Source organism: Haloarcula salina (genome assembly GCF_010119195.1).
GTDB classification, from domain to species: Archaea; Halobacteriota; Halobacteria; order Halobacteriales; family Haloarculaceae; genus Haloarcula; species Haloarcula salina.
In genome coordinates this window covers 350,235-373,335 of sequence record NZ_WRXL01000005.1, presented here as the reverse complement: position 1 = coordinate 373,335, position 23,101 = coordinate 350,235, and the positions used below count along the sequence as shown (strand labels likewise).

Below are 23,101 nucleotides of genomic sequence, written 5' to 3'. Positions count from 1 at the left end.
TTATTATCACACTTCGTGTGCCATAACGCATGGTCAATATCGAGAAATTCTGGTCAGTGATATGCGACTACGAGGGGCTCTTGCGGCTCGTGCTCACGTTCCTCGTCTTCATGCTGCTGCTGACATTCCTGACACTCCTCTTTGGCACACCGGGCACCGGATCGTACGTTATCGCCGTCGTCAATCTCGTCTTGATTCTTCTTTTCGGCAGCGTCGTCGGGGTGCTCTACGTCGGGTGTATCCGTCGCGAAACGCGCGGCAGGAAAGAGTAGACTACTCGGACTGCTCGCGGAGCCAGTCTTCGGTCTCAGCGGCGAGGGTTCGGAGTTCCGGTGGCGCGTCTTCGTCCGTCGCGACAGTTCGGACGGCAGGTATGGCTTCGCTGTCCCCCACGTATCCGAGCGCACGCAGTAGTTGTGCACGGATCGCGTCGTCGTGTTCCCATGTCAAGAGTTGGTCGCTGAGAGCGGTGGCCGCGTCGCTGACGCCACCGACGTCTGCCCGTGCGAGGGACGCGATGCAGTTCGCTACTGCCCCAACGACGGCAGCGTCGTCGTCGTTCAGTAGCGAGAGCAGTGGGTCGACGTGCTCGGCGACCGATTCGGGCTCGATAGCAGTAACCTCCTCCAGGACCATCGCCGCAACTGTTCGCGCGACGAATTGCCGACGCTCCTCGTCTTGCGAGATACTCTGGTGCAGTTCGAACACCTCGGGATCTTCGAGTGGGGCCGCGTCGAAGCCGGCCGTCGGGTCCGAGACGTCCCGTTCGACCACATCGAGCAGCTGGTCGGCGTGACCGACGAACAGTGTGGGGTCCTCGACAGCGAGCGCTCGAACCGGTATCGCGGCGACCGACCTGACGAGCGGGACGTCATCGGACAACAACTCGAGAAGGGGCGCAATGGCCGGTGTCACCGAGTCCGCGGACTCGGCAGCGATGGATGCGAGCGCAGACGAGAGTTCACGGTTTACGACAACGCGCTCGTCGCCGAGCACGGAGGCGATTGTCGGAACCAACGGTTCGACGAAGGACGGATCCTCCGCGGCTAACGTGGCCGTGAGCTTCGCCGCATGGGTCCGTCGACGGTTCTTGGTCGCACTGAGCGCCTCACCGAGGGCGTCACGGTCGACCGCTTCAGGGCGAACCATCTCGGGATCGAGTGAGGCAAGCGCCGTACTCTCGGTCATATGTTGTACACGGTTTTCAAGCCCGATATACGTACCGGTCACCTCCGTAGCGAGAACGGTGTACCGATAGTAGCCACTGGCCCTGCGGGAACGGTCGGATATCGAGGGAGGAATACCTTGATATGTGTAGAATCGAACTAGCTGGTATGGCTACGGAGTCAGTGAGGATCGCTGTCGACGGTGAGACGGTTTCGCTCGTCGACGACGGCTCTCGTATCGATGTCGGTACCCTGACCGACTTGCACAGAGCTCTCGGTGGGGAGACGTATACGATCACCTACACCGACGAGGCCGCTGCTACGGCGTGGTCGCAGGCAGATTCGGGCGGGAAATATCAGTTCGAGGTGGCAGACGTGATTGATGGGTTCCCGCTCACGGAGCCCTTCGCCGAGCCAGTGGTAGACGCGTCGATGGAGGGCGGCAACGAGGACGTTCCGGAGCGAACGGCAGCGCTCGCTCGCGTACTGCGTGAAATCTGGGATGCGAAGGGGAACGCGAAAGAGCTGCGGTAGTCGCTTTCCTGACATTTCGAGAGTGCCAATACACTTATGTGGCGACCCGACGACAAGCACGATGTGAATTGCGGATTAGTGAGCCTGAGAGAGACTAGTACGCATCGAGCACTGCTCGAAGAAGCAGTGAGTTACGCTGACGGAACTGGTGCCGACCTCGTCTTACTCTGGCATCTCGACGAGGAGGAATACGACGCCGATGTCGAGCAACTGGAATCTATCGGACGCGTCGAAAATGTCGATTACGACCACTCGTCGGTCGTCGAAGGGGCAGCAGCGGACGCGAAATCGTTCGCAGAACCGCTGATAGCTGAGACCGGCATCGACGTTCATATCGCAGTCTCCGTCGACAATGCGGAAACTCGGGGAGAGCGGATTCTCGACACAGCGAACGAGCAGGGCTGTGACCACGTCTTCGTCGTCGGTGCATCACGCTCGCCGACTGGGAAAGCGATATTTGGCGATATCGCCCAGAAGGTCGCCCTCCGGTTCGATGGGTTCACGACGATGGTGACTACGTGAACCGAACCGCGGTCAGTAGTAGTTCGCAACGACCGACGCGGCGTGCGTGAGCGTGTCGTAGCTGTCTGGCTCGCCCTCTGCCTCGTAGATGAGCCACTCGAGGTCGAGGTCGTGGACGGCCGCTGCGAGTTTATCGAGATCTAAATCTCCTTCACCGACGGTTACGGTCTCACCAGCGCTCTCATCGAAGTCTTTGAGGTGGACGATTTCGATTCGGTCGCCGAAGGTTTCCAGTATCCGAAGCGGGTCGTAGCCTGCTGCACCGGCCCATCCGACGTCTACCTGGAATCGAACGGTTTCGGTCAGGTCACGCAGCGTCTCGACAGCCGGGCCGTCGTCGAGGCCGGTAAACTCTTGATCGTGATTGTGGTAGTGCAGAGTGATCCCGTGGTTTGAGAGTCTCTCGGCGGCATCGTCAAGCCGCTGGGCGACCTCCGCGACGCGGTCGCGACTCTCGAAGTGTTCCGGATCGAGCCACGGTACAGCGACGTGTTCACACCCCAGTCGCCGATACGTGGTGGCCATCCCCTCTGGGTCGACTTCAATTTCGTCCAGCCCGACGTGTGCACCCGCCGACTGGAGTCCCGTTCGCTCGAGTGCCCTTCGGGCTTGATCGACGGTGCCACCGTTGATCCCGGCGAATTCGACGCCCTCAAACGGTGTCTCACTGACTCGTTCGAGAACGGTCGGTAGTGTATCGTCGATAGCGTTGATACTGTACAGCTGGAAGCCAAGTTTCGTCATGCGACTCTGTGTGGACCGGCTCGTCTTATAACAGTTTGGACTCACTCTCACTCCGAGGGTGTCAAGCTGCCCGTCTCGACCATTCCTTCGAGTGGGTTGTCCGTGACGGTGAGCGGGAGTTCCACACGGCCTCGTTTTCGGACGGACTCGTAGCCCGCGAACAGTATCTCGGCAGTGTTCAGGCCGATTCGAGCGCTAATGCGTGGTTCCGTTTCGGTTTCGACCCCGTCGAGGAGCGCTTCGACTGCACGGTCGTGGAAGTGTGACCCGTAGCGATCCTCACTTTCCGTGCCCGTCCTGTGCATCGTCTCGCCGTCGACATCGACCTGTCGCGAGTCGGGACCCCGGTTCACGGACAGCATCGGACCGTCTGCTTCGTCGATACGTATCGTCCCGGCGGTTCCGTTGAGGGTTAGCGCGGCGTCCACGAAGTCGCTTCCCTCGCCGGTCGAGGCGACGCCGTAGACGCCGTTTTCGTAGCGCCACTGCGCCCACATCTGGTTCTCTTGATGACTCCCGAACCGAACGTCCTTCTCGCGGTAATCAAGGCCCGCGAGTACCCACTCGGCGGCGATATCGTCGTTGAACATTCCGGCGAGGTCGACCGTATGCGCGCCGGTGTCATAGAAATCTCCCCAGCCGATTTCGACCCGCCGAAGCTCGCCGATCTCGCCGTCGTCGAGCAACTCCTTCGCCCTGGTGAATGGTCGAGCGAACCGGCGTTGTCGGTTGAACGTCAGCTGTACGCCATGCCGCCAACATACCTGTGCCATCCGCTGTGCGCTGGCCCACGTATGGGCCATCGGCTTCTCGCAGTGGATGGCCTCGACGCCGCCGCGTGCACAGCCGACGACGACTTCCTCGTGGACCTGTGGAGGCACGGCGACGCTTACCACGTCCGGAGCCACTTCCTCGAGCAGCTCGGCGTAGTCCTCGAATACGCGGTCCTGTGGAAGGTCGAAGGCGTTAGCAAAGGCCGCACCGTTTTCCGGGACGATATCTGCACACGCGACCAGTTCGCATCGCTCGTCAGCGAGAAACGCTTCGGCGTGACGATACCCCATCGCGAAGCCTTCGACTGATGGGTTCGACGGGTCAGGGCCTGTACCGACGACTGCAACGTTGTAAGCCGTCATCACTTCGTCAATCATCGTCCATCCATTTTAAACATCTCCTTTTCGTTGGGGGCGGTGTACCCGCCACTCCCATCCAATTACGGGTACGTCTTTCGGGACTTGCTGAAAGAGGACTTCTTCATCCGCTGGGGCGGGCCGGATAGTACGCCCCCCGAAACAGGCAGCGGCAGAAGAGTACGACCTCACTATCGCTACCGAGTATGCCGACGGCGTCTCCATCGAAACACCACTTACCGTAACCGTAGACGAATCTGCCGATTCTATCACTATAGTAACAATTGAAACGATTTACATACCGATCGCACTGCCGTCGTGCGATCGGGTGTGCACTGACGTTCAATGGCTACTATAGCCCCGACTGACGGTCTCAGATAGCACTAGACTGTGTACGACTGCGTGGGGCCTAGCGGATCGTGAAGTCCCACCCTGACTGTCTCCACGAGCAAAATATCGATCATTCATGGTGTGGATTTATTATCACACCACCATACCGATCAGGTGCGGGACACCTATGGTAACACGGAGAAGCCTACTCAAATCGACAGCAGTGAGTACAGTTTTCGGACTCGGCGGGCTTGCCAGTACGTCGCCTGTCGCCGCGACGGGTGCTTCGTTCGGCGACGGCGTGAACCTCCAGCCCACGTACTTTTGCGACGGCGATCAGGACTTGGGCTGGGACCTGATGAACGATCACTCCGAGATCTCGACAGTCCGAATCGAGATCGAACCCCCGTCGTGGGGAGAGACGAGCGCGACGCTCTCGGACGCCAGGCGGTGGATCGACGAGGCCAATGCCAACGGCTATCAGGTAATCGCCACCTGTCACCACTACCCTAACAACGGGTCCGGTGACCCACAGGCGCTATACGACGCCGCGAACTGGTGGGCAGACAACTACAGCTATCTCTCGGCAAACTCCTCATTCGTCGTCAACCTCCACAACGAGTGGGGCAGTCACGATACGACGGCGAGCGAGTACGCCAACGCGTATAACGACGCGCTGAGCACCGTTCGCAGTAACACGAGTTACACAGGACCAATAGTCTGTGATCTCTCGGGATACGGCCAGGAAACGGATATCGCGGCCGATGCGTCGTCGTCGATCACCGACGACAATATCGTCTTCTCAGCGCACATCTATCCCAGCGCCTACAACTCTGTCGACGGCGACTGGCTGGACGTACAGGATCTCGAGTACCTGGACGACAACAGTGAGTATCCGTGTATGATCGGCGAGTTCGGTAGCAAGCGGGACGGACAGGCCGATTGGTCCGCGCTCGTCGATCACGCCAAGTCGCTGGGATGGCCCGTCCTCGGCTGGGCATGGAACGGAGACGGGTCGTCTGAACCGATGAACATGACCTCGCCGTACTGGGGAGACCAGTGTAGTGCGACCTCCTACTCAAAGACGGCCTACTTCGAGACGATATACAGTAAACTCGGCTCAGATGAGGGTGGTGGCGGCGACACGGAGACGAAGTACCTGAACGCGGAGTACCACTCTCATGACGGTGTATCCACAGGCACGACACGCTCGGGATACTGGGGCGACGCGTATGTCACTGGATTCGACAGCGCTGGCGACTCAGTGACGATGGACTTCAATGCCGCGGCCAGCGGTGACCGGACAGTCACGATCCGGTACGCCTCCGAGTACGATACGAAAGAAGCGAATCTCTACATCAACGGGGGCTCGAAGGGGCAGGTCACACTCCCGCAATCGTCCACCTTCACGAAGACCAGCGTCGGGACGTATGCCTTCGACGAGGGAAGCAATACGATCACCATCGAAAAGGGATGGGGTTACTACGATATCGACGCTGTCGTGATCGAATAAGCGTCGGTAGCCCTCAGTCGTAGACGGTCGCCAGGCGATTCAATCGACAGCCCCCGATTCACTGCCCTGTATGGTTCCCTCACGTTCGCCCCCGGTTGGTCCGCGGTGATTTGCCACGTATCATCTGCGGATGAGCGGAACGGCGTGACACCAACTCGTTCCAGTTCGCAATGCAGAACACAGCTCTCGCCTCCACCGATGGGGGAAATATTATATACTATCGTTGGCTTTGTAGCGATGTATCTCATGAGCGAGTCAGCCACCTCGTTAGCAGAGTCGTATCTCCCGAAACTACGGGAGGTCCTGAGTGACACCATCCTCGAGTTCTGGTATCCTCGTTGTCTCGACGAGGACCACGGCGGGTACGTCCTCGGATACGACGAGGACGGCGAGTTCAATGGACAAGACCACAAGATGATCGTCAGTCAGTCTCGAATGGTCTGGCTCTCGGCTCGGCTCGACCGTGAAGGGTACGGCGATGGGGAATACCGCGAGGCGGCGGACCTGGGGTGCGAGTTCCTGCGCGACGAGATGTGGGACGACGAACACGGTGGATTCTACTGGGAGGTCGAGCGTGACGGAACGACGTCCAAGCCGAACAAACACATGTACGGCCAGTCGTTCGGGCTCTACGCACTCTCTGAGTACTATCGTGCTACGGGCATCGAGGGGGCCCGCGATCTCGCGGTCGAACTGTTCGACCTACTGGAAACCGAGGCAAAGGATCACACACGCGGCGGTTACACCGAGTATTTCGAAGCGGACTGGACGCCGATAACGGAGGGGCAGACCTATTTAGCGAACATCGAACCGGACTGGTCGCCAAAGGAGTCCGGCGACGACGTGTTGGATCCCTCGCTGAAACTAATGAACACCCATCTCCACCTCCTGGAGGCGTTCACCACCTTCCACGAAGCGATCGGGACAGAGCGAAGCGGTACCCGCTTGCAGGAACTGCTTCACATCCTGACCTGCACGGTCGTACGACACGGCCTGACGGCTTGCAGCGACAAGTACGAACCCGACTGGACACCGAAACTCGACGACGAGGACTTCCGCATCGCCTCGTACGGTCACGATCTGGAGAACATCTGGCTGACGATGGAAGCAGCCGAAGCGTTAGACCTGTCGCAGTCGTTGTTCACAGACCTCTACAGGGACCTGTTCGAGTACTCGCTCGAATACGGATACGACTCCGAGCACGGTGGGTTCTATTTCTACGGACCGTTCGGTGAGCCGGCAACGAACCGAATCAAGGCGTGGTGGGTTCAAGCCGAGTGTGTCACCAGTGCGCTGAAGATGTACGCCCACACAGGCGACGAGACGTATCGTGAGGTATTCGAGGAAACGGTTTCGTTCATCGTGGACCACCAGATCGACTGGGACGTCGGCGAGTGGCACTCCGGCATTGCGGACGATTTGGAGCCTCTCGGTCGAAAAGGTGCGGAGTACAAGGCCGCCTATCACAACGGTCGTGCGATGCTGGAGTGCATCGCCGAACTCGAGGAACTGTCGCTTCCACCGTCGGAGACGTAGCTCACGCGGTCGGGAGCTGAGTGCTTCACTGCCGGCGTTCCGCTCCCTACTGGCGTAATTCGGCTGAAGACACCTGCCCCCGTCAGTAGTGAGCCCACACGACAGCACGTGCACCGGAAACGGCGTGGCAAAGACGTTCGGGGGCGTGTTCGGTACAGCATTCTTGCTCGGCAACCGCGACGAGGCTGTCGCGGTCTCCGCTCCGACTGACGCGTCGATTGGATTCGTTCCACATGCGCATAGATCGACGGAAGGGGGTCAGCGGTGCGTTTCCGATGATCAAACATTTCCGGTCCTGACGTGTGGGAAACACCTGTTCCCAGACGCGGCAAACGAGTCGTACTACTGACAGCGTGACGCAGTGACTGCGCGACGATCCATACCAGTACGGTGCGGTCCCGGGAACCGACTGACTGAACCGGCTTCGATAACATCTGTACGTGTGTTATGGATCCCGATCGGGTATTTGATACTGTGAAACGCTTGCGTGGGTTTTTTATCAAAGTGGTTCTGTCAGGTCATTCTGTTCGTAGATACGGTGGACGAGGCGCTGTGTATCGAGTGCCTGCGTGATCGTATTGACTGTTGGAGCGACACCCGTCGCGACGGCGTCGGCGAACATCGCCATCTGATCGCAGTACGGATCGTTCCGATTGGTCGTAACCGTCGTATCGAGGAAGTGGTCGGCGCCGCCCGTCTCCGCTCGATAAAAATCGAGCGTCTGAACGACATCCGCCTCGCTCTCGACGATATCTGTAATGTCGAGGTGCGCTCCCATCTCAGTCCCGTGGATATAGTAGGCGTGTTCGGGTTCGACGTTCGTAGCCCACGCTATTTCTATCGCTGCTGTACACCCGTTCTCGAACTCGATAAATCCCGATGCTGCGTCTTCGACGTTGAACATTTTCGCGTCGTCGTCTTCGCCCCACATATCGAGATATGCGTATGATTCGCGATGGCCGAAATCAGAGCGCGTCGACGAGGTGACAGTCGAGACAGTCGGTGAGTCAAGAAAATAACACAGGAGATCGAAGACGTGGATCCCGATATCGATTACCGCGCCACCGCCAGCAATCTCTTTCGAGGTGAACCACGAGCCGCGTCCCGGGACGCCGCGTCGGCGGGTGTAGGTCGCCTGGACGTGATTGATGTCTCCGAAATGCCCTTCGTCGATATACCACTTGAGAATGTTACAGACATTCAGGAATCGGCTTTGGAATCCGACCATGCAGATCCTTCCGGTCTCCTTCGCTGTCTCTGCGATTCGTGAGGCACTTTCCATCGTATGTGCCAGTGGTTTTTCGATGAATACGTCGAGTCCCCGCTCCATCGCATCTACCGCGATAGGCTCGTGGAACTTGTTCGGTGTCGCGATGACGACTGCATCGATGTCCTGTTCGTACAGCGAACTGGGGGTATCGTACAGTCCCCCTTCGAAATCAGAGACTACGTCTTGGTCCCTGTCGAGATCCGTGTCTGAACCGTACATTCGGTGGCCGAAGTCATCGAGAATGTCGGCTCGGTACTGTCCGTACGTCCCGAGCCCGATTACTCCGATATCGAGTCGCTCGTCTGTTCGCATACCTGTGCCTCTACGAGGACCGACATACCGTTTGCGTTCGAACTCTCTCTGGATCACTCCAGTTTCATCTACTACACAGTGTCTTGTCCCCGGTCTGAATGTCTCAGGGAGAGCTGTCGGTAGCAATACTGGACACGTTCTACGGAATATGAATGACGAAGGAGCGATATTTCGCTCCATCGTTGGCATTCGTCTTCGCCAGTTGTTTCCCGAGTAGAACACTGAAAATGAGTGCGCGTTATCTATATGTGATCCGGTATTCCGACACAGGGGAAGAAATAGTTTGAGTGTGGGCCAGGTTGTGCTATATTATGAGATTTCACTCGGAATTGGGAATGTAATCGGTAGTGACGGTTGCTTCTCAATCCTGTCGGAAAAGAAAAATGATATTTTGGAGTTATCTGGACCCAATTTGTGGTCTCCTCGTCCATGTTCGAAATGAGAGAAGACCAATTGCATCGGTCTGATTACAAGTCAAGAGTTGGAGGTGTTCCGATAGTGTTTCTGCGTGTAACGTCTCGCGTGGCTGGTGGACTTCCGGAGTGAATCCACCCATCCCTTCGAAACTCCCCCGGATGCGCGCCTTCCGTCCATCCAACGGATCGGGTGTCTCTCTCGGTGCGGTGACGGCGAGGAAACAGTCCGTCGTCTCTATGGCGTCCCCTCCCGCTGTCTTGAGCAGCGTGTACGTGTGCAATCGGGTCCTTTGTCAGCGGCGAGGCTCCGCAGATCCCCGCGTTCCGGCGGGTGATCTGCTCGGCGAGGTCGGCGTCGCTTCCTTCCCGAGCTGTTGAGCAGTGAGCCTCAAGGACGGCTTGCGAGTCTGTATCGACGAGTTTCGTGACCTTCAGCTTCTGGACGCGGTAGCTGATTCGATTGCAGTAGTGACGTCTCGCAGCTGAGCGTTCGTAGAATGTTGCGCCGAGAGCACCGTGTTCAGAAGGGTCGTGCAGCTGCGCCAACTGGCGTAGCAGCACTCGACAGAGACACATCTTGATTCGGGCGAATGCTTTACACAACGCCGATGGCGCGGGAGGTCGGCCGGCTCAAGGCGGATATCCCTTGCTATTTGTGGCATTTCCTTCAGCAGGTCGATGGTCATGCGGTAGGACGTGTCGAGGTAAATCCGGAGCCAGTGGATCGAAACGTAGGCATAGTCGGCAAATCCATCGCCACCCTCCGGGGCGGCGGATTCGCCTCTCTCACCCGTAGCGCTTTGTGCAATCGAGACGCAACGCTCGGTGAAGCGGGAGATTTGTGTCATAGACACTCGCTGCTTCAACTCCGTTGATTTAGCGACCTGTCTCGACGCCGTCTAGTGATTCAACACACCCGTTGAAACACTCGATAGCTGCCGTATCGAATCACAGATTCGCTGGCGCGACGCTCCGAGACGAACGTTGTGAGCGGAATCATGCCTCGTCTGGTGGCGCGTTCGCGCCACCCTGTCCGCTGTGACCTCCAGCCACTGCTGAGAACTGACCGACAATCCTCTACCCATGAGCGAAATTTTTTATGTCCGCCTAAATTTCAACGGGTTTATTATCAGTTAACATGACCCACAAAACGCATGGGACGAAACAGGTCATTCAGCAGGCGGTGGACCTCACGGACAGTGACAAGATGGTAATCGGTGATGTCGATCGGCCAACTGATCAACAGCTGGAAACACTGGAACAGGTCGACCCGAACGAACTTGGCCATCACAATCATTTCGGGCACTCATCACCAGAACTCAGTTTTATCGGGACTGCCAAGTCGGCACAGGTGGTTGGCTCGGCACTAACTGTCCGAATTCCCCCCGTCGACGGGACGATGGTACACAAGGCAATCGAGCTAGCGGGGCCCACAGATGTGATCGTCATCGAGATGGGCGGCCACGAGACGAACGCTCCCTGGGGCGAGATCACAACCCACGCAGCCGTGGCCAACGGTGTTCGGGGAGTGGTTATCGACGGTTCGGTGACCGACACGAAGCCGATCAGCGAGATTGGATTCCCAGTGTTTGCGCGTGGGCGGACCAACCGGACGGTCCAGCGGTTGACAGAGAGTTTGGGTGGGGATATCAACGTCCCAGTCCAGGTCGGCGGCGCAGTGGTTCAGCCGGGCGACGTCGCACTCGGCAACGAAGACGGGGTTGTGTTCGTCCCCAAAGATCAGATCAACCGGACTATCGAACGGTACACCGGAACCGACGAGGCGGAGGCCGCGCTCATCGAGCGTCTGTACGATGGCGAATCGCTCGCGGAGATCTCGGGAGCCAACGACCGCATCGCCGATCTTGACGAGCAGGAGTGAGCGATGCGGGCTTAGCCTCGTGATTCTAACAGACGAGTGACAAGTGGATTCTCGATACCGATGTAGACCGACTCCTCTTCGAGCGATGCTGCCAGTTCGTCGCGACCCTCGAACCGCGTGCGGAGGTTACCCTTGGCAGGAATTCGTGGCTCTTCGAGTAGGGCAGTCGTGAACGTCGACTCGGCCGGTTCGTGTTCGGCGAGGTCGGCAAGTTCGGTCCGAAGCGCTTCGAGGAGTTCCCGCTCATCGACAACCCCAGCGACGCCGAGGGCGTTGATGACGCCGAATGCGTTGTTGATGACCGTGTAGTACCGGATGCATTCGTCGGCGATCTCGTCGGGACAGACCGTGTCGACACGGTCGGTGATGCCGGGAAGCCAGCCCTCGACCTCCTCGCAGCGTGACTCGGGGAGGTAGAACCCCTCATTATCCCTATAAAACCCTTCGACCGGCCAACCGTCACTGTCGAGTCTGATCAGGGTATTCTGCTGGTGGGCTTCGAGACCGACACCGAGTTCGAGGTACATCCAGATCACTGGTCTGAGCGTGACGGCCAGATACTCGCGGAACCACTCCTTGGCGACACTGCTCGCCGACCGGCCCGTCCGGTCGGCGAGATCGCTCACCAGCCGGGCGAGCCGTGATGGGCCATCGATCCCGTCCTGACAGAGTGCGACGACCGGCGAGACGTTTGCTGCGGCCTCACCGCGGAACGGGTTCTCCCGGAGCACCGTCTCGAAGCCGGACTCTGGACCGTCACCGAGGTCGAGTGTCAGTGCTGCGGGATCACGCAAGATAGAAAACTGCGGGAAACGATCGGCAATCCGGTCGCCGAAGCCGGTATCCAGCAGCTCCGCTACGGCCACGCCGAGTTTGATTTCCGGAATCTTGCTTGTGCGCTCGGCGTTCGTGATCTGGACCGCGAGCGAGGTTTTCACCATGAACGGTGCCTCGGGCGACCACAGCGTGCGGACCGAGGTCGTGGGATAAAACGTCGGCCCGAACGCGCCGAGATCGGTGAGCATTCGCTCATCAAGCGCCCCTTCGACGTGCGGCTGTGAGGTGAGGTAGGATGCTTGCCATGGATGGGCGGGGATCAGGAGACGACCGTTGTCGACGGCGTGCTCGGCACGGGGCGGAAGCTCCATGGCCGCATCGTCGAGTCCCGCCAGGAGCCAGTCGGTTGCGTGTCGGTCGTCGGTCGACCACTGGCTGACGAGCTCCGGATCGGCAGCGAAATACCGGAGCTGGAACGATCCGTTGAGCTCCGGTGCGTAGGTCGGAGCCTCGTGGTCGGCGATTCCTTCTCGACTCTTGGGTGTCGGATGAAGGTGGTGGCCGTAGATCAGTGACTGTTCGGCCTCCTGGAACGGAACGGGCTCATCGGTTGCTCGGCAGGCATCGTCGCGCGCTGAGACGAATCGATCGATGGCGCTCCGCGAGGCCAGCAGCCGCCGGAGGAGGTCAGTGCCCTCGGTTAGGCTGGCGTTGTCAGCCGATAGCGCGAGTTCCCGTCGGCCGAGCGCAGCGACCGTGCCTGCATCAATCGGTTTCGGTTCGCCACCAGTATCCCGTCCGTAGGCGGGCAGTTCGAAGAGGTGCCGACCGGTCGGCGACGCGTAGCGGAGCGGGACGATCAGTTCGACATCCTGCTGTGGAAGCGGGATGCGGACCGCATCGCCCTCGGCGGCTGCACCCGGAAGGACCTGCTGTCGGTCGATGATCTCGCCGGCGTCGGTTTCGCGGAGATAACAGTTCACAAACGCGTGCAGCGTCGCCGACTCGGCGCGGTCGGCTGCGGTCTCGCAGCCAGCACTCACACCAGTCATTGGTCCACCCCCGAGCCACAGACGGGTGCGGCATCGAGGCCATCGCCCGATCCGTTCGGCTGGCTGGCCGCGATCTCGGCCTGGACCGCATACTCCTTCAGGGAGAGTAGTAGCTCACGCACGTCGTCGATCGTGGTGCGTGGGTTCATGAGCGTGAATTTCAGATGGGCGCGACCGTCGACCTCGGTTCGAGCAACGACGCCCTCACCCGAGAGGAGGAGCTGGTCTCGCGCCCACCGGTTCAACTGATCGGCCCATTTTTCAGGTGGTCTCGTGGGGTGGTCACGGTCCGGCGCATACCGGAACGTCACGATATTGATCTCCGGCGGGCAGGCGAGTTCGAACGCCGGGTCCGAGCGAACGACATCGGCGACCTGGTCGGCGAGATCGACGGTCCGGTCGACCAGTTTCCCCATCCCCTCGCGGCCGAGGGTCCGAAACGCGACGTACGGTTTCAGCGCGTCGAACCGACGTGTGGTCTGGAGTGATTTCGAGACGAGGTTGGGGACCTGGTCGCCGGTTGGGTTGAGGTAGGCGGCGTTCCGTCCCATGAGATCGAACCGACTCCCGTCGGCCAGTAAGAAGGCCCCACAGGAGATCGGCTGATACAGCAGTTTATGGAAGTCGACGGCCAGCGAATCCGCGCGCTCGATACCGTCGAGAGACTCAGCATGGTTCTCACTCACCGCGAGTGCTCCGCCTACTGCCGCATCGACGTGGAACCACAGACCGTGTTCGTCGGCGAGATCGGCGAGCGCCGACAGCGGATCGATACTCCCGAAGTCGGTCGTTCCGGCCACCCCGACCAGCGCGAACGGTCGACGGTCAGTCTGCTCCAGGCGGTCGAGTTCGTCGGCGAGGGCAGTAGGATCAATTCGGTGGCTGTCGTCGGTCGAGACCGCGATCACGGCATCTTCGCCGAGTCCGAGCTGGGCGGCCGCCTGCGCGACGGTGAAATGGGCGTCCGCCGAGGTCAGGATTCGGAGCTCGTCGGCTGCTGGCGGGAGTCCTGCTTCCCGGACCGAGTGATCGAGCATCTCGTCGGCGTACCACTCGCGAGCGAGGAGCAGACTCTGGAGATTCGACTGTGTCGCACCCGATGTCATCACGCCGTCGGCACTCTCTCCGAGATCGAACAACGAGGCGAGGTCGGCCATCAGCCGCCCTTCGAGCACCGTCGCAGCCGGGGCCTGATCGAACGAGTCCAACGATTGGTTGAGCGCAGACAGCAATGCCTCGGCGGCCAACCCCGGCACCATCGGCGGACACTGGAGATGGGCGCTGCAGGCCTTGTCAGTCGGATACACAGATGCTTCGAGGAGATCGGTGGCGAGGTCGTCGAGCACCTCCTTGAGTGGGTCGCCCGACTCGGGGATCGTCTCGTGGTCGAGTCGGTCTTCGTGTGTCGCGTACGTCCCGCCGGAGTAGGGACCCTCGGTCCCACCGACCGCCGAGATCACCGCGTCCCGACAGTGATCCATCGCCACCGCGTAGGCCTCGTTGCCCTCCGGCGTCCCGAGGAACAGCCGCTCGGCGAGCGTGCGCCCATCGAGTTGCTCCCATCCGATCTCGTCGGGATCGTTAGATCTCACACTGCCACCCCAGAGCGGTCGGCGACAGCCGCCGCGACCGCCTCACTGAACCGACTGGCGATCTCGTCGACCTGACTGCGGGAGAGAGTCAGTGGCGGCAGGAACCGCGCGACAGCTGAGTCACGGCCACCGGTCTCGATCACCAACCCTCGGTCGAAACACGCCGTCTGGACCGCCGATGCAAGCTCACCGTCGGGTGGTGGGAGCTCGCTGCCAGCCTGGGGGTCAACGAACTCGACGCCCAACATCAGCCCGCGACCCCGAACGTCACCGACAACCTCGAAGTTCGCAGCCATCTCGGTCAGCTGATCCTTGAGACGCTCGCCAACGACCGCAGCGTGCTCATCGAGATCGTTTTCGAGGACGTGATTGATCGTTGCCCGGCCCGCTGCCATCGCGAGCTGGTGGCCACGGAAGGTGCCAGCGTGGGCACCTGGCTCCCACTCGTCAAGGGACTCGTCGTACATGACGACTGCTAGCGGAAGCCCACCGCCGATTGCCTTCGAACAGGTGATCACATCCGGCACGATGTCGGCGTGTTCGAACGCCCACGTCTCGCCTGTCCGGCCCATCCCGGTCTGGATCTCGTCGACGATCATCGGAACGTCGTGTTCCGCAGTGATCCGTCGAATCTCCCGTATCCACTCTATGGGGGCTGGGTTGACGCCTCCCTCACCCTGCACTAGTTCGAGAATCAGTCCGGCAGGGTCGGTGACACCACTCTCGGGGTCGGAAAGCACGCGTTCGGCAAACCGGCTCACTGGTTCGTGGTCGGCCGCGTCCAGGCCGAACGGATGTCGGTATGGATCGGGATACGGGAGATGGTGGACGTTCGACATCAGCCCCGGCACCGATTCCTTGGCCGCCGTATCCCCCATCAGACTGAGTGCTCCGCTGGTCATTCCGTGATAACCGCCCTGAAAGCCGAGTACGCTCCGGTTTCCCGTCGCGGTTTTGACGAGTTTGAGGGCTGCTTCGACCGCATCAGTGCCTGCGGGCGAGCAGAACTGCACCTTGGCGGTGTCGGTGAACTCGTCGGGCAGGCTCTCGAACAGCGTGTCGACGAATGCTTCCTTTTCGGGTGTCGTCACGTCAAGGGTGTGGAGCGGTCGGTCTTCAGCCAGCAGCCGCTCGACTTCCCGTGTCACGTCTGGATGGTTGTGTCCGAGTACGAGCGTGCCAGCCCCGGCAAGACAGTCGATATACGTCTCGCCGTCGGCATCGACGATCTCGGCACCCTGTGCACGCTCGACGGCAAACGGTAACGACCGTGGATATGTCCGAGCACTAGACTCGCGTGCGGCCTGACTCCGCCGCAACTGTTCGTTCGAGTGATCGTACCTCGGCGGTGAGTCGGCCGACGATGGTTGGTCATTCGGGTTGTTTGTTTGCATGATGTGTTTTTAGGTTGACCTAAAAATTCATAAAAGCTTTGATACCAGTAATATGTCGGAGGAATGTGAGTTCGAGCCATCAGTCCCACAGATAACGAGGTCCCCGGCGGGGGTCAGTAGACGCTCCGGAGCCGATCACGTTGCCAAGAGTTGGCGCTCCGGGTAAAGGCCTCCCAGTGACTGCGTTTGACGCCGAGATACGTCTCGAAGAGGTCATCGCCAAGCGCTTCCTGGAGCGTCGTGTCGGCTTCGAGTGCGTCGAGTGCCTCGCCGAGCGTCCGGGGGAGACGGTCGATCCCACGGTCGGCTCGTTGACCTTCTGAGAGGGATCCGGGGTCGACGGCGACCGGTTCCGGCGGTTCGAGGTCGCGTTCGATCCCGTCGCGTCCGGCTGCTAACAGCCCGAGCAGCCCTAGATATGGGTTGGCAGTGTTGTCGGCCGCCCGGAACTCGATCCGTGTCGAGCCCGCCGGATCCTGTGGGTCTGGGGCCGGAATCCGAACGAGCGCCTCGCGGTTGCCCCGTCCCCAGCAGACGAAGGCGGCTGCACCGTACTGCGGACGCAGGCGGGCATACGAGTTGACCGTCGGGGCGGTGAGCCCACAGAGTCCGGGCGCGTGTTCGAGCACGCCAGCGACGAACTGCCGCCCGGTCCGGCTAAGCCCCTCCAGATTGGCGTCGTACATCACGTTGTCGTCGTCCCACAGGGAGACGTGGATGTGGCAGCCGGCAGTCGCGTTATCGAACGGCTTCGGAACGAACGTCGACTGGTAACCCTGCTTGCGCGCAACGCTGTCGACCGTCTCCCGGAGCAACACGCAGTCGTCGGCCGCCTGGAGTCCCGACCGGTGTCCGGTGACGATTTCGTGTTTCCCGGCAGCGTACTCCGGATAGTACTTCTCGACCGGAATCTCCTGTGCCTTGAGCGCGTCAGTGATCGCCAGAATCGTTTCGTGGGTTTCCCGTGTGCTTGCCGTCGAATAGGCACCCCGATGGTCGACACGCTGGCTCTCTCCGTCTTGCTGTTCGAACAGATGGAACTCGCTTTCGAACGCAACAGACGGAGCCAGCCCGGCGTCGGCGAACTCCGTCTGGAGTGTTCGCAGTGAGGACCGTGCGTCGACGGTCCACGGCTCACCGTCGAGCGTCTCGATATCGCACAGCATCGCCCCGGCGCGCGCGGCGTACGGAAGCCGCCGAAACGTCTCCCGATCGGGGTGGAGCATCACCTCTCCCGCCGCGTCGAACCGACCGTCCTTGTCGCGTCGACCAAACGCGTTGTACGTCTGGACCAACTCGGAGATCGTGACACCGGTGTCGACCGCCGAGTCGACTTTCTCGATATCGACTGCATGAGCCCTGATCGCCCCGCTTTGGGTAACAAACAACAGGCGAATGAGATCGATCTCCTCGTCGGCACATATCTCGCTTACTCTGTTTGTAGACGCCATTCGTACACCTGTACCAGCATTTATTTAGGCGAGCCTAAAAGACTTCCCGTAGAACCAACAGTCAGAATACAGTGTCAATCGGAGAAGTAGGTCAAAAAGGTTTTATATTTTTAGGCGGACCTAAAAATATGAGGTCCCGACCAGTACGAACCGATTGGGCTGGATCACATCGATCCGTCGAACCGACCATGGAGGAACAGTAATGCAGAACCGCCCGCAACTCGAGTCGGCACTTACCGAGGAGATTTGGACAGCCGTCAACCGCGACCTGTTTCTGAAAGTCCTCGCGGAGTTCATGTACGAGGATATTGTACTGCCAGTACCCACGAAGACAGTTCCGGCCGACGAGAACGAACCCGGCGACTCTTGGACGCAGTACCACCTCGGGCTGACCGACGGCGTCGAATACCGGTTTGCGGCCCAGCAGCGCCCCCTCGACAGCTACCGCGTCCGGAATGGAACGATCCGTCGACGAAACGGCGGCGGGGAGTGGCAGTCGGCGAGCGACCCCATCCAGTTTTTGCTCGACGCTCGGGAGTACATCGGTATTGAACCAACGACTGCTGCCCACCTCGTCAGAGAGTATAACAACACGCTCATCGCCGACGCCCACCTTCATGCCCGGAAAAGCCAACACGACGCGGAGTCGATACTCGAACTCCCCTATGCAGCGGTCGAAGGGGAGATGGAGGGGCACCCATGGTACACGTACAACAAGGGGCGGATCGGGTTCGGTTACGACGACTACTGTCAGTACGCCCCCGAGTCGAAACAGCGCCAGCGTCTCTCTTGGATCGCGGTGAGCCGTGACCGTGGGACGTTTCAGGCCATCGAGGGACTTGAGCACGCTGGGTTGCTCAGCGACGAACTGGGCGACTACTACGACCAGTTCCGCGAGCAGCTGGTCGACCGCGGACTCGATCCGGCCGACTACCTCCTGTTACCGGTCCACGACTGGCAGTGGAACGACAGCATCGTCCAGCTGTTCGCCGGAGATATCGCAACCGATGACATCGTCCCACTGGGTGAGGGACCCGACGAATATCTTCCCCAGCAGTCGATCCGGACGTTCTCGAATGTCACCGACTCGGAAAAGCGCCACGTGAAACTCCCCATCCGGGTGCTCAACACCAACGTCTATCGGGGGATTTTGGGCGAGCAGGCCGAGGCTGCCCCGGCGGTGACCGAGTTCATCAAATCGACCCGGGACAACGACGCCTTCCTCCGGGACGACTGCGAGCTGTTACTTCCGGGAGAGGTCGCCAGCGTTAACTACGAACATCCGACGTTCTCACAGTTCGACGAGGCTCCCTACCAGTACCACGAACTGCTTGGCTGTGTCTGGCGAGAGAGCGTGACATCGCTTATCGATGCCGACGAGCGCCCCCTCACGCTGGCTGCGCTCATCCACGAAGATATCGACGGCACGCCGGTCGTCTCGCAGCTGGCGGATCAGGCCGGTCTCGACCTCGAAGCCTGGCTTGACGAGTTCCTCGGCACACTCCTCGACCCCTTGCTCCACTACCTCTACAAGTACGGACTCGTGTTCATGCCCCACGGGACGAACGTCGTCCTCATCCATGACGATGGGTATCCGACACGGATCGCTGTGAAGGATTTTGTCGACGAGGTAGCCATCAGCGACCGCGATTTCCCGGAGCTGACGGCCATGCTCCCGAACGAGCTTCGAGACGACGACCGATACAAACACCATATCCTTCATCAGGCACGGCCGGAATCACTCTGTCACCGGATCGTCGGCACGCTGTTGGTCGGTGTGTTCCGGTATATGGCCGATCTGCTGGCTCGTCACCACAACTACTCCGAAGAACGGTTCTGGCAGCAGATCCGAGCGGCCATCGACGAGTATCAAGCCCGGTTCCCCGAGCTCGAAGCCCGGTTCGAACTGTTCGATCTCTACCGGCCACGGTTCAAAAAGTACTGTCTCAACCGTAACCGCATGATGAGACACGGTTACGAGGATACGACCACCCGTCCGGACGTGGCAACTCATGGAACGCTTTCCAACCCACTCTCAGAGGTCGACCGACAGTAACCCCACATCAAGTGGCGGTCCCAGTGGGCCATGAGGATCTGACTGAGCCGACAGACGGCGTCTGCTGCGGAACTCATCGCTCGATCGGTAAGAGCCTCCGACTGCCGGCCCGACTCTTCGTAGGACTGGATGGTTCTGATAAACAGAAACGGCAAGGGTTAAGTAATTTTAGGAGAGCCTAAAAATATGGTGTGTCATAAATCAGTAACACGCCGCCAGCTACTCGCGGGGACGGGCCTCGCGGTCGGTGCAGCAATGGCTGGCTGTATGTCGAGTACCGAATCAGACAACACGGGCGACTCCGATGAGTCGACCACAACAGAACAGGCAGACAGCTACGAGGCCTGTATCGAACCGATAGGCTGTCAGACCTTCGAATCGGTGCCGGAGACCTACATCGTCAACAACGGCGAGTGGGCCGACATGGCCTTTGCGCTGGGCCAGCGCGAAGGGTTCCTGACCTCGGCCTACATGATTCCCGGCTTTCTCTTCGAGCCGTTCGGACTCGATGTTCCGCCGCTCTCGGAGACGGAGTCGCTGTCGCAGACGAACTGGGACAAAGAAATCTTCTACGAGCGGGATCCCGACGTGATCCTGATGGACCCCAACTACATGCACAGCACCGGGTGGGACGAGTCGTGGGACGAGTCCGACACCGACGAGATCAGCGAGAACGTCGCCCCGTTCTTCGGCAACAACATCCTCCGCCGCCGCGAGTGGCACGACTACAAACTCTACTCGATGTACGAGGCGTTAGAACGGCTCGCAGAGCTGTTCCAGGAGCGCGAACGCTACGAGGCGCTCGCTGAGGTTCACGACGAGCTTCAGCAGGAGGTTCAATCCCGGCTCCCGCCCGCTGACGAACGCCCAGAAATCGCACTGATCAACAGCGCATCGAACCCGAACGAAGGGACGTTTTATCCGATGCGGACGCAGGTCGAGGGCGTCGAGCTGAAGCCGTATCGGGATCTCGACATCCGGAGTGCGTTCACCGCAGACCACATCGAGTCAGGGACTATCGACTACGAAACACTGCTCGAAGTCGACCCAGAGGTCATCGTCGTTCACTGGGGGATCGGCACCACTGGCGACACCGATAGCTTCTCCCCGGAAGCGTTCGGCGAGCAATTCGTGACGCCGTTCGAAGAGGACTCTACTGGGAGCCGGCTCAGCGCGGTCCGGGAGGGCAACGTCTACCCCGGTGCGTTCGGTTCGCAGGGGCCACTGGTGAATCTGCTCCAGACCGAGATGGTCGCTCAACAGCTGTATCCCGAAGAGTTCGGTGAGTTCGACGCCGAGAAGTTCCCCGAGGTGGCCGCCGACAAACAGCTGTTCGACCGCCAGCGGGTGACAGACATCATTCAAGGACGCCTCTAACTGACGAATGCAGTCAACACGCCACGCGACTGGAGATGGCGGCTCTGAACGGCTGACAGCTCCACCAGTCTGGATAAATAACCGCTACCTAAAACGCGGTGAGTTACAGCCGTGAGCTCAGGTGAATTTGATTCCGGCACAGGTGAACTCGGGGCGCGCCAACAGGAGGTGACAAGGCCTCTTCTCCGGCTGTTTTTGAACTACGGCCGCCCGGAGGCCAGCTGGCTCGGGGTGGGGTTGTTGGCCAGCGTCGGTGCCCACACCGCGACGCTCGTGACGCCGCTTATCCTCGGGACGACCATCGATGCCGTCTTCACCGGACAAAGCCCGTACCGACTCCCGCTGGTCCCAACAGCGTGGCTACCTGTCGAACAGAGCGCGCAGTTCTGGTTGTCAGTGACGCTCATCGGTGCCTCACTCGGTGTCACGGCCTCGCTGACGTGGGTGCGTGGTGTGGCAATGAACGTGTTCGCATACAAAGTGTTACACGAGATCCGCATCGATGCCTACGAACGGCTTCAACGGTTGGATATGTCGTTTTTTGACGACATACAGACCGGCGAGATCATGTCCGTCCTCAACAACGACACCTCGAATCTCGAACGGTTCCTCGACAACGCTCTGAGCCAGACTGTCCGTATCCTCGCCATTGTCGTGGGCATCTCGGTCGTATTGTTCCACACGAATGCGCAACTCGCTGTTGTTACGTTGGTCGTTGTTCCGTTCCTCGTCGGTTTTACGTGGTGGTTCATGCGCGTCGTTGAGCCACGGTATGCGACGCTACGCTCGAAGATCGGGAAGCTGAACACACAGATCGAAAACGGGATCAGTGGGATCGAACTCGTCAAAACAGCGAACACGGCCACGCGCGAAAACAGGCAGATGGAGGGGGTTTCACACGGACTGTTCGAGGCGAGAGTCGACGTCTCAAAGTTGGCGTTCCTCTACCGGCCGGGAATGAAACTGCTGACCGGTGCCGCCCTGCTCACAACGTTCATTATCGGCGGTATCTGGGTGTTCTCGGGTCCGCCGCCGGGGTTCTCCGGCGAACTCAGCGTTGGCGAGTTTGTCGTCTTCATTCTGTTGGTCCAACAGCTCACTGCACCCCTCGCACAGTTGTCGAACATTGTCGATTGGTACGAAAACGCCCGCGCCTCGGGCAAGCGAATCTGTGGCCTGTTCGATGTCCCGGTCCGCATCCACGAGTCGACCGATCCCGTTTCGCTCAAGGCCGCCGATGGCCGTGTCGAATACGAAGACGTGAGCTTCGCGTACGAAGCTGACGAGCGGATCCTCGACAGTATTAGTTTCACTGCTGAGCCGGGCGAGACGATAGCGCTGGTCGGTCCCACGGGAGCCGGTAAATCGACAGTCGCCAAGCTCCTGTTGCGACTGTACGATGCCGACGAGGGATCGGTCCGGATCGATGGCCACGACGTACAGAATGTCCGCCTTGGCGATCTCCGTGAGTCTGTCGGCTACGTCAGTCAGGGAACGGTACTGTTCGATGGGACTGTGGCCGAAAATATTCGGTATGGACAGTTTGATGCGAGTGATGAGGCGGTCAGGGAGGCCGCCCGAGCTGCCGAGGCCCACACATTCATCGAGGCACTTTCGTCCGGATACGACACCCGCGTCGGCGAGCAGGGCGTCAAACTCTCCGGCGGACAGCGCCAGCGGATCGCGCTGGCACGAGTCATTCTTCAGGACGCCGATATCATCCTGCTCGATGAGGCGACAGCCAGCGTCGACACCAAAACCGAGGCGTTGATACAGCGGTCGCTTGATCGCGTCACGACCGACCGGACCACTGTCGTCATCGCTCATCGGCTGTCGACAATCAAGGATGCCGATACGATCCTTGCACTCGATAACGGACGGATCGTCGAGCGTGGCAGCCACGAAGAGCTGCTGGCCGAAGATGGTCTCTATGCGAACCTCTGGAGAGTCCAGGCGGGCGAAACCGACTCACTTCCCAATGAGTTCCTCGAACAGGCGTCAAAATCCTCTCTAAGCAACACGTAACGACCACCAACACCGAATCCCC

At 59.9% G+C, this 23,101-nt stretch carries 17 protein-coding genes and 1 pseudogene; 9 read left to right on the top strand and 9 right to left on the bottom strand.

Annotated elements, in window-relative coordinates; all coding sequences use genetic code 11:
* Window positions 1-29: 29 nt before the first annotated feature.
* Window positions 30-272: a hypothetical protein gene (locus tag GM656_RS15105; RefSeq protein ID WP_162414502.1), complete on the top strand. Its 243-nt coding sequence runs from the start codon at window positions 30-32 to the stop codon at window positions 270-272.
* Window position 273: 1 nt separating this feature from the next.
* Here GM656_RS15105 and GM656_RS15100 read toward each other — a convergent pair whose 3' ends face one another.
* Complete coding sequence (locus GM656_RS15100; protein WP_162414501.1) at window positions 274-1,188, bottom strand: hypothetical protein; 915 nt, start codon at window positions 1,186-1,188, stop codon at window positions 274-276.
* A 146-nt stretch (window positions 1,189-1,334) separates the two neighbouring features.
* On the opposite strand from GM656_RS15100, the gene GM656_RS15095 reads away from it, so the two are divergent.
* Together GM656_RS15095 and GM656_RS15090 are read left to right on the top strand one after the other, a co-directional pair.
* Window positions 1,335-1,700, top strand: a complete 366-nt coding sequence (locus tag GM656_RS15095; protein WP_162414500.1) for a hypothetical protein — start codon at window positions 1,335-1,337, stop codon at window positions 1,698-1,700.
* Between the two features lie 78 nt (window positions 1,701-1,778).
* Entirely contained in the window at window positions 1,779-2,222 is a 444-nt protein-coding gene (locus GM656_RS15090; RefSeq protein ID WP_162414499.1) for a universal stress protein, read from the top strand.
* A 12-nt stretch (window positions 2,223-2,234) separates the two neighbouring features.
* On the opposite strand, the gene GM656_RS15085 is transcribed toward GM656_RS15090, so the two are convergent.
* Window positions 2,235-3,017 carry a sugar phosphate isomerase/epimerase family protein gene (locus GM656_RS15085; RefSeq protein ID WP_206673722.1) on the bottom strand — a complete coding sequence of 261 codons (783 nt, stop codon included), beginning with the start codon at window positions 3,015-3,017 and terminating at the stop codon, window positions 2,235-2,237.
* A complete protein-coding gene (locus GM656_RS15080; RefSeq protein WP_162414533.1) occupies window positions 3,014-4,102 on the bottom strand; it encodes a Gfo/Idh/MocA family protein in 1,089 nt (362 codons plus the stop codon). The genes GM656_RS15085 and GM656_RS15080 overlap by 4 nt, the downstream gene beginning before the upstream one ends.
* 511 nt (window positions 4,103-4,613) lie before the next feature.
* On the opposite strand from GM656_RS15080, the gene GM656_RS15075 reads away from it, so the two are divergent.
* Both GM656_RS15075 and GM656_RS15070 read left to right on the top strand, forming a co-directional pair.
* Window positions 4,614-5,939 (top strand): CBM35 domain-containing protein, encoded by a 1,326-nt coding sequence (locus GM656_RS15075; protein WP_162414498.1) that lies wholly within the window; start codon window positions 4,614-4,616, stop codon window positions 5,937-5,939.
* 246 nt (window positions 5,940-6,185) lie between these two features.
* Window positions 6,186-7,475 carry an AGE family epimerase/isomerase gene (locus GM656_RS15070; RefSeq protein WP_162414497.1) on the top strand — a complete coding sequence of 430 codons (1,290 nt, stop codon included), beginning with the start codon at window positions 6,186-6,188 and terminating at the stop codon, window positions 7,473-7,475.
* 499 nt (window positions 7,476-7,974) lie between these two features.
* Here the strand turns inward: GM656_RS15070 and GM656_RS15065 are convergent, their stop codons facing one another.
* A complete protein-coding gene (locus GM656_RS15065) occupies window positions 7,975-9,057 on the bottom strand; it encodes a Gfo/Idh/MocA family protein (protein ID WP_162414496.1) in 1,083 nt (360 codons plus the stop codon).
* Window positions 9,058-9,720: 663 nt separating this feature from the next.
* A pseudogene (locus GM656_RS15060) lies at window positions 9,721-10,321 on the bottom strand (IS5/IS1182 family transposase); the annotation flags it as partial.
* Window positions 10,322-10,680: 359 nt separating this feature from the next.
* Between GM656_RS15060 and GM656_RS15055 the strand changes: the two are divergent.
* Window positions 10,681-11,355, top strand: coding sequence for an RraA family protein (locus tag GM656_RS15055; protein ID WP_162414532.1), 675 nt, complete (start codon window positions 10,681-10,683; stop codon window positions 11,353-11,355).
* An 11-nt stretch (window positions 11,356-11,366) separates the two neighbouring features.
* Here GM656_RS15055 and GM656_RS15050 read toward each other — a convergent pair whose 3' ends face one another.
* From GM656_RS15050 to glnA2, 4 genes are all read right to left on the bottom strand, one after another.
* The gene (locus tag GM656_RS15050) at window positions 11,367-13,184 is read right to left on the bottom strand and encodes an IucA/IucC family protein (protein ID WP_162414495.1); all 1,818 of its coding nucleotides are present in this window, start codon (window positions 13,182-13,184) and stop codon (window positions 11,367-11,369) included.
* Window positions 13,181-14,665 carry a pyridoxal phosphate-dependent decarboxylase family protein gene (locus GM656_RS15045; RefSeq protein ID WP_162414531.1) on the bottom strand — a complete coding sequence of 495 codons (1,485 nt, stop codon included), beginning with the start codon at window positions 14,663-14,665 and terminating at the stop codon, window positions 13,181-13,183. The genes GM656_RS15050 and GM656_RS15045 overlap by 4 nt, the downstream gene beginning before the upstream one ends.
* A gap of 107 nt (window positions 14,666-14,772) precedes the next feature.
* Window positions 14,773-16,170, bottom strand: coding sequence for a diaminobutyrate--2-oxoglutarate transaminase (locus tag GM656_RS15040; protein WP_162414494.1), 1,398 nt, complete (start codon window positions 16,168-16,170; stop codon window positions 14,773-14,775).
* A gap of 113 nt (window positions 16,171-16,283) precedes the next feature.
* Window positions 16,284-17,621, bottom strand: coding sequence for a gamma-glutamylputrescine synthetase (gene glnA2, locus GM656_RS15035; RefSeq protein ID WP_162414493.1), 1,338 nt, complete (start codon window positions 17,619-17,621; stop codon window positions 16,284-16,286).
* Between the two features lie 202 nt (window positions 17,622-17,823).
* Between glnA2 and GM656_RS15030 the strand changes: the two genes are divergently transcribed.
* The 3 genes from GM656_RS15030 to GM656_RS15020 all read left to right on the top strand — a co-directional run bounded on the left by GM656_RS15030 (window position 17,824) and on the right by GM656_RS15020 (window position 23,079).
* Window positions 17,824-19,677, top strand: a complete 1,854-nt coding sequence (locus GM656_RS15030; RefSeq protein WP_162414492.1) for an IucA/IucC family protein — start codon at window positions 17,824-17,826, stop codon at window positions 19,675-19,677.
* Window positions 19,678-19,944: 267 nt separating this feature from the next.
* Complete coding sequence (locus tag GM656_RS15025) at window positions 19,945-21,054, top strand: ABC transporter substrate-binding protein (RefSeq protein ID WP_241692791.1); 1,110 nt, start codon at window positions 19,945-19,947, stop codon at window positions 21,052-21,054.
* A gap of 111 nt (window positions 21,055-21,165) precedes the next feature.
* Window positions 21,166-23,079 (top strand): ABC transporter ATP-binding protein, encoded by a 1,914-nt coding sequence (locus tag GM656_RS15020; protein WP_162414490.1) that lies wholly within the window; start codon window positions 21,166-21,168, stop codon window positions 23,077-23,079.
* The last annotated feature ends 22 nt before the right edge of the window (window positions 23,080-23,101 follow it).